Consider the following 7,343-nt stretch of genomic DNA (forward strand, 5'->3'; position numbering starts at 1 on the left):
CCACTGCCCGGCGCAATGGTGCGCGGATAAAACACATATTTGCCGCTGCCGCCGCTGCGCTGAATACAAAACTTACCCTCATTCAGAAAACCGAGGTATTCGAGATCGGGACGAATTTCAGGCATGGGACGTTCTCCACTCAAGGCAAGACCGCTCTTGAGCGCCTTGCTGTTTTTAACTCGAATTAACGGCACTTGCCCGCTAAAACCACGAAAAATACTTTATATATCTCAGCAACAGGCTATATTTTTTGTAGCTAGTGCTCCGCTGCACACTCGGCGGGTGTCGCGCCGAGCTGCTGTTGAGTCTAAACAAGTGCAAGGATATTTGCACCAATAAATGACTATGTGTTAGTTTATGGGTGTTCGATAACAACGTCAACTGCGGGAAGCCAGACAATGAGTAATGATAAGTCGCCCACACCATGGGGAAGTGAGCAGCAGGATACGATTAACGCCGTGCTTCGGCGGGCGCTTGAAGCCAATCCTGATAGAGAGTTTCTAGATTTTCTCGGTAAAAAATTCAGTGTCGCCGACATCGACAACCAGGCCTGTCGGCTTGCTAATGGCTTGGCAGCACTCGGTATTGAAAAGGGCCAAACCGTCGCCACCCTGCTCGACAATAGTGAAGACGCGGTCTTTATCTGGCTCGCCATCAACAAACTAGGCGCCATCTCTGTACCCATTAACACCGCCTACAAAGGCGAGTTCCTGCGCCACCAACTCGGCGATAGCGACGCCAGCGTGGTGATTGCTGAGAGCGATTACGCCGACCGCGTTATCGCCATTGGCGAGCAGCTACCCAGCGTAAAAACCCTCGTTCACCGCGGCACAGCGCCAAGCGCCAGCTTCAGTGCTCAGGTATTGAGCTGGGAACAACTGATTTCTGATAATAGCAGCGACCCCCAGGTTGAAGTCGGCCCCTCAGATTTGGCGATGCTGATCTACACCGGTGGCACCACCGGCCCGTCTAAAGGTTGCATGGTTAGCCATAACTACGCCTGCAATTTGGCCCGCGTCGTTAGCGTCGGCACTGGCCGCAGCGCCGACACCGTGAGCTGGACTGCCCTGCCCCTATTCCACTTTAATGCGGTGAGCAATGTTATTTGCGAACTGATGCACGGTGGCCGCATTGCAATTTATCCACGCTTCTCGGTGTCTAACTTCTGGCCCGAAATCGAACGCACCGGCGCCAACTACACCACCCTGCTTGGCTCCATGTTCCCAATGCTACTCGGCGCACCAGAGAGCGAAGCGGAGAAACGCTGCTTTGGCCAAATTTCCATTGTTGGTGGCGCCCCCTTCCCCGACAAATTACAGCAGGCCTGGAAGCAACGCTTTGGCGCCAAGCACACCGCCTGCCCAGGCTTTGGCTTGACCGAATGCTCACTAGTGACTTCGGTGCCACTGGGCATTCAAGTACCCGGCGACTGCTCTGGCATGCGCAATGACAGCTTTGATGTGCGCATTGTCGATGACAATGGTATTGAAGTGCCCGAGGGTGAATCTGGCGAAGTTATCGTGCGGCCGCTGCGCCCCAATGTGATGTTCCAAGGCTACTGGAAACGCCCCGAAGACACCTTAAAGGTGGTCAAGGACATGTGGTTTCACACCGGCGACATCGGCAAATTTGATGAAAATGGCTATTTCTATTTTGTCGACCGCAAAAAAGACTACCTGCGCCGTCGCGGTGAGAACATCTCCAGCTTTGAAGTGGAATCGGCCTTCCGCCGTCACCCAGCAATCGAAGACGTGGCCGCGCACGCCGTGTTGTCGGAGCTTACCGAAGATGACCTAAAAGTTACCCTCACCGTAAAAGAGGGCAGCAGCCTCAGCGAAGAAGAGTTGTGCGCGTGGTCAGCCGAACAGCTGCCCTACTTTGCCGTGCCACGCTACTTTGAGTTCCGTAGCAGTGCCGAAATGCCCCGCAGCCCAGTGGGCCGCATTCTGAAATACAAGCTGCGTGACGAAGGCGTTACTGCAAAAACTTGGGACCGTGAAAAAGCAGGCTTTCAGCTAAAGAAACGCTAAGGACTGCTTTTGATACAAAAAACCGACGCTATTGCTATTGCTAGCGTCGGTTTTTTTATAACTTCACATTACGTAATTCGCTATTACTTAGCCTGCATAAAGTCAGCTGGACTTGCTGGCGCACTCAAGGTGCGGGCAATAATACGGGTCATTGCCCCCCACATTTCATCTGCCCCCACCCCGCGCTCAACCGATTTAGGGTCGGTTGCCGCCAAACGCTCCATTGCCGCCACCAATACCGAGGCATCTGCCTGAGCAGTGATTTTAGTGCCACCGCTATTTGCCGGGTAAGCCGCCACAATATGCTCGGCAAAGCGATTTACAATCCGCACCGAGGTCCGCAAACGAATATTCTCGAAAACGGGGTCGCCACGGTCGGCTTCCAAGTTTCGGTAGCGCAATACTTCGCGGTGTTTGTCCCACACCGACACAAAGGCATTGACCACGCGCCGGGAATGCTCCACGTCCAATATTTTGGGATCCCAAGGCTCATCCAAAATATTGTGCACCGCCTGCATATCTGACTCAGCTTCTTCGGTTAAAGCCAGCAGAATACCCCGCACGTCGGAGAAATATAAATAGAACGTCGCGGAGGAAGACTTAGCGCGCTTGGCAATCGATACCGCTGTTAATTCAACAGGGGAACCCGATTTTAATAATTTACGCGCCGCATCCATCAGACGCTTGCGGGTTTCTGCACCCTTGCGGCCCAGTGACTGGCCGTGATTATTCGTGGTAACTACTGTTCGCATTTTCTGGAGCATCCGAAAACATACACATAGAAACTTAATATTAACATTAAACTGTCATAAAAATCGCAAACTTGGGGCAAAAGCTTGCATTTGCAATACATAGTCAAAACGCCGCCCAGCTGCCACATCAAGGACTAAGCCCCAAGTTTAATGGCAACAAGCAGACACCTAAAGACACAATATCAAGTCTTGATAGCACAAATAACTGATGGTATATTAGTTTTATACTGTACTACGGCCACCAGAGCACACTGGCCCAAACCACAAGCGCCTACCTGTTAACGGAGTTTGACTCATGAATTTAAAAGAACTGCCCTTTTCTATGAAACCCGTCGGCTGGTTCCAAATTGCCTGGAGCGGCGAGATTCCCACAGGCGAAGTCAAAGCCCTGCGTTATTTTGGCGAAGACCTCGTCGCTTTTCGCGGCGAAGACGGTGTTCTACGCTTAATGAACGCCCACTGCCACCATATGGGCGCCCATCTTGGCCACGGCGGCAAGGTAAAAGGCAATTGCGTCACCTGTCCCTATCACGGTTGGGTGTGGAGTGGCGAAGGCAAGAATGTGGAAATCCCCTACCAAGAGAACACCATTAACAAACGTATAAAAACATGGCATGTCGCCGAGCAGCATGGCTGTGTGTTTATGTGGCACGACCCCACCGACTCTGCGCCGCGCTGGGGCCTGCCCCATATGTTTGATAGTTTCCGCGAGTTTTCTGACCGTGACGAGTCCGAGTTTTACCCCATATTCCCCCACGGCACTCGGCGCTGGCCCAATGAGCCGGTGCACCCGCAAATTACCTTCGAAAACAGTGTTGACTCTATGCACTTTCGCTATGTGCACGACTCACCACTGGATCCGATGCTACTAGAGATGGACATCCGTGACGACGATTCAGTATTCCGCACCCTGTTCGGCTTTAAATCGGTTCGCACCAATAACATTGAAATGACCTTCGACACCCGCACCACTGGCGTAGGTTGTTCCTTCAATGTTTTTAAGGGCGCCTATAACTATCGCGTACTCTTTTCGGCCACCCCGATTGACGACGAAACCTCGGAACTATTCAACACCATATGGTGGGAGCGCAAAGACGGCGACGAAGGCGATATGCCCCTAGCTATTCAAGAGCGAATCAAAAATGAAATACTTACAACGGTTGATGAAGACCTACTTGTTTGGCGTCACCAAAAATATGTCGACCGTCCCATGCTAGCCAAGCAAGACGTTAAAGCCTTTACCATGCTTCGGAAGTGGCAGGCCGGGTTTTACGACCTTCCACCTGCGGAGCAGGTAGATTAATTGAAGTATCGGCGCAGCGACACCTGACCTTTTAATGTTTTCTCATTTCAGACTAGCTGCACGCCCCTTCAACTAGGATTTAAATATTAAGTAACGCAGAAATTATTAAATATTATTTCTAACAAGAGAACCCAGCGATGGCACTAATAAAATTTATATCTGTAAACGGCGATGTTCGCGAAGTCAACGCTGACTCTGGCAGTAATCTAATGCAAGTCGCACTAGACAATGGTATCGATGAAATACTTGGAGAATGCGGCGGCTCCTGCAGTTGCGCTACCTGTCACTGCTATATAGCTGAAGACTGGCTAGATAAATCAGGGAAACCGGATGAAATTGAGCAAGAGATGCTGGAGTGCGCCCTAGACCCATCAAAAAATAGTCGCCTAGCCTGCCAAGTCAATATCAGCAATGAACTTGATGGCATGGTTGTACATCTTCCTGAAGCACAATATTAAATGCCATATCTTTCTCTCACCACCACTAGCATGCGTAGTAAAATCTTAATGCCAAGCCACACATCCAATACTTCATTAGATAGGTCGCATTTTTGAAGAACAGCTATACTCTGAGCAAGCTTCCAACTTCAATTTTGGTAGCTTCAGCGGATCACACAATATCGCCTTTATAGTTTGCGACCTCTTCAGCGCCAGAACCCTCGATAATTCAATATTCTCAGTACCACCAACGGCGATACATAAAGGAAATATCCCAACATTACTTACCAAAAATTTTATGTCGAACCTATAAGATAATGCATCCGAACAGTCGTGCGCATCAATATGATTCATCTATTCGCTTGAGCTTTTCCATCAAGCGCTGCGCAAACGAGAGCGTTAGATCACTCGGGAAATAGGTATAAATCTTTCCCTCCGTCGAAATCCAATGTTCTGGTCAGCAATTCGATCAATGGCATTACCATCAACACCCAAGTCCAAATAGATCAACTAATCTAAGTAGGATTTCGTGGCCTCACCTAAAATCAGAAAATAGATTGCGCGCGCAATGCATCTCAGCTCTTGATCGTTTAGTAGTTTTGATTGTACAAATTCCTGTGACGTGGGAATTTCTGATATGGAGCCATCTGTGACTGTAGATTTGCAATTATATTTGAACCAAATATCGTAAAAAAAATGCAGAATGAGATGATCCACTTAAAGACGCAAAAGTGGCTGTGCGTTCAATGATTTAAGGTTGTAATGGTGGGTCACCTTTTCGTGCAACTGGTGGGGCAATATGAGATGCACATCTACACTAGATGGTACTTATATCGGGCGCTTCGACTGAATATGAGAACGTTTATTGTCACAGTAACCAGGCAAGTGACTTCATCTATATTTTTACTACTGCGGTAAAACGTCCACAAATGAAACAGGGTTCTATCAAATGAGTTGGAATTATAGGGTGCTGCAACACCTCGATCACGACGGTGATCCTTATTACGAAATTCATGAGGTTTATTACTCGAAGGATGGGGCTATAGAAGGCTGGACGGCCAATAGCGTTGGGCCGGCCGGCAGCGACCCCAGGAGTTAGAAAAGGATATCAAGTTGCTTAAGGTGGCTCTTACCAGACCAATACTTAAAGCTGTCGTCGATGGTGAGCGAGAGATATTGGTTGAGGTTGGGGGGCGCCTTCTTCTGATAGCCCTAAACCCCGGCGCCCTAGCCGTTTGAAGGGGAAAATTACCGGTGAGTTTCTTGGTGGCAAATGAGAGCTCTAAAAGTCGGCGTGACTCGACCTCCTTCAAAACTACATAGAGACCATCTGAATATGTCGGTCAATAAAGATTTATTTAGATATCTGATATTCGGGGATCAGGGTTTCTGCAGGAATATGCAAAGTTGCAGTTAGTCGCCGAATCATCGGCAGGGTCAGAGGCCGCTTAAAGTTAATCACTTCGCTTACCCTTCCCCGCTGCCCAATAATAGGGATTAGATCGGCATCCACAAGGCCCATTTGCTCCATGCGAAACCGGATGGCTTCAACTGGGTGCGGAGGTTCAATTGCGTGATGCTGCCGCTCGTAGGCGTCCACCAGTGTAGCCAGAATATCCAGCTCGTCACCCTCTGGGGTGTCTGGCTTGGCGTCCATCAGAAGTTCAAGGCGAGCAAGCGCCTGCTTGTGATCGGCCTCGGTTTTAATCGGTTTAATGTTCATAACGGTTTCCTCAGATCACAGCCACGTCGATTTTATCATACTCAGCATGGGTGCCGACAAAACGCACATACGCTGCTAAATATTGCTCGGCGGGGCTATTCTCATATACTTCCGTGCTGCGCCGCGTCACCGGTATTAATTCCCGACGAGCAACATCATAGCTCCGCAATCTGCCTGTCACAATCTTCCTCGCCTCCTTGCCATGACGCTTCAATAATCGGCAATAAAGGAGCTTAGCTGCCGCCCCATCCCTTTTTAACTGGAGATAGACATCGACAACTTCACCGTCTTGATTCACTGCTTGCCAAAGGTAGCGCCGCTACCCATTGACCGATTTAAAACTGCGTCAATGTAAAACGTATCACCATAGCTCCGGTGATTCCGTCGCAATCGGCGCGTGTAAATAGCGCCAATTAAAGCACTAGAGTGTGATATCCTCAGGGCTAACAATGCTCTCACGCTCGGCCAGCAAATCCTCTGTATCCGGGGAAAACCGGTGGCGATTGTATATATTTACCACCCTAAATTAGCAGAAACTTTGAGTTAACTTGGCAATACCATGTAAACGACTCCGCGCTATTCTGGCGGATCAAAATAACTTATCTGTACAATTGAGTTCTTCCATCAAGCGCTGCGCCATCGAGAGTGTTAGTTCGCTCGGAAAATAGGTATAGACCGTTCCCTGCGAGGCAATCCAATCTGCAATTCGATCAATGACATTACCTTCGCCACCTAAAACCAAATTGATCAACGAATCTAAGTAGGATTTTTTAGCCTCCCCTAAAATCAGAAAGTAAATTGCACGCGCAATGCATCGCAGCTCTTGATCGTTTAATAGTTTTGATTTTACAAAATCCTGTGACGAGGGCATTTCTGAAACGGAGCCATCTGTGACTTCAATTCGTAAATCATTGAGATGTCTAATTAATGCCTCAGAAGTATGCTCTATGATCGAGTCCACATGACTAACGTCAATATCCCCCTGTGTCAGGCTAGTTGTCGCTTCTAATTTTCAGTTAGAGGCAGTAAATGATGAAAGCAAGATTTACCCAATCGTTCAAAATTCAAGCAGTGAAGAAGGCCTTCAGTCGCAGCAGC

7 protein-coding genes and 1 pseudogene are annotated in these 7,343 nt (G+C 48.9%); 4 read left to right on the forward strand and 4 right to left on the reverse strand.

Annotation, left to right across the window (positions count from 1 at the left end; genetic code table 11):
* The first annotated feature begins 398 nt into the window (after positions 1-398).
* Positions 399-2,030, forward strand: a complete 1,632-nt coding sequence (locus AB4876_RS18900) for an AMP-binding protein (protein WP_368383246.1) — start codon at positions 399-401, stop codon at positions 2,028-2,030.
* An 83-nt stretch (positions 2,031-2,113) separates the two neighbouring features.
* On the opposite strand, the gene AB4876_RS18905 is transcribed toward AB4876_RS18900, so the two are convergent.
* Positions 2,114-2,782 (reverse strand): TetR/AcrR family transcriptional regulator, encoded by a 669-nt coding sequence (locus AB4876_RS18905; protein ID WP_368383247.1) that lies wholly within the window; start codon positions 2,780-2,782, stop codon positions 2,114-2,116.
* Positions 2,783-3,077: 295 nt separating this feature from the next.
* Between AB4876_RS18905 and AB4876_RS18910 the strand changes: the two genes are divergently transcribed.
* The 3 genes from AB4876_RS18910 to AB4876_RS18920 all read left to right on the forward strand — a co-directional run bounded on the left by AB4876_RS18910 (position 3,078) and on the right by AB4876_RS18920 (position 5,621).
* Positions 3,078-4,085, forward strand: coding sequence for a Rieske 2Fe-2S domain-containing protein (locus AB4876_RS18910; RefSeq protein WP_368383248.1), 1,008 nt, complete (start codon positions 3,078-3,080; stop codon positions 4,083-4,085).
* Between the two features lie 137 nt (positions 4,086-4,222).
* Positions 4,223-4,543 (forward strand): 2Fe-2S iron-sulfur cluster-binding protein, encoded by a 321-nt coding sequence (locus AB4876_RS18915; protein ID WP_296436522.1) that lies wholly within the window; start codon positions 4,223-4,225, stop codon positions 4,541-4,543.
* 928 nt (positions 4,544-5,471) lie between these two features.
* Positions 5,472-5,621: a hypothetical protein gene (locus AB4876_RS18920; protein ID WP_368383249.1), complete on the forward strand. Its 150-nt coding sequence runs from the start codon at positions 5,472-5,474 to the stop codon at positions 5,619-5,621.
* 255 nt (positions 5,622-5,876) lie between these two features.
* On the opposite strand, the gene AB4876_RS18925 is transcribed toward AB4876_RS18920, so the two are convergent.
* The 3 genes and pseudogenes from AB4876_RS18925 to AB4876_RS18935 all read right to left on the reverse strand — a co-directional run bounded on the left by AB4876_RS18925 (position 5,877) and on the right by AB4876_RS18935 (position 7,206).
* Entirely contained in the window at positions 5,877-6,245 is a 369-nt protein-coding gene (locus AB4876_RS18925) for a helix-turn-helix domain-containing protein (protein ID WP_368383250.1), read from the reverse strand.
* Positions 6,246-6,255: 10 nt separating this feature from the next.
* A pseudogene (locus AB4876_RS18930) lies at positions 6,256-6,549 on the reverse strand (DDE-type integrase/transposase/recombinase); the annotation flags it as partial.
* Between the two features lie 285 nt (positions 6,550-6,834).
* Entirely contained in the window at positions 6,835-7,206 is a 372-nt protein-coding gene (locus AB4876_RS18935; RefSeq protein ID WP_368383251.1) for a hypothetical protein, read from the reverse strand.
* Between the last annotated feature and the right edge of the window lie 137 nt (positions 7,207-7,343).

Origin of the sequence: Zhongshania guokunii (genome assembly GCF_040892635.1) — a bacterium.
Lineage (GTDB): Bacteria > Pseudomonadota > Gammaproteobacteria > Pseudomonadales > Spongiibacteraceae > Spongiibacter > Spongiibacter guokunii.

Bases quoted from the DNA above. Each gene is read 5' to 3' on its own strand.
- AB4876_RS18900 (WP_368383246.1), top strand. From the start codon at position 399: ATGAGTAATGATAAGTCGCCCACACCATGGGGAAGTGAGCAGCAGGAT.
- AB4876_RS18905 (WP_368383247.1), bottom strand. From the start codon at position 2,782: ATGCGAACAGTAGTTACCACGAATAATCACGGCCAGTCACTGGGCCGC.
- AB4876_RS18910 (WP_368383248.1), top strand. From the start codon at position 3,078: ATGAATTTAAAAGAACTGCCCTTTTCTATGAAACCCGTCGGCTGGTTC.
- AB4876_RS18915 (WP_296436522.1), top strand. From the start codon at position 4,223: ATGGCACTAATAAAATTTATATCTGTAAACGGCGATGTTCGCGAAGTC.
- AB4876_RS18920 (WP_368383249.1), top strand. From the start codon at position 5,472: ATGAGTTGGAATTATAGGGTGCTGCAACACCTCGATCACGACGGTGAT.
- AB4876_RS18925 (WP_368383250.1), bottom strand. From the start codon at position 6,245: ATGAACATTAAACCGATTAAAACCGAGGCCGATCACAAGCAGGCGCTT.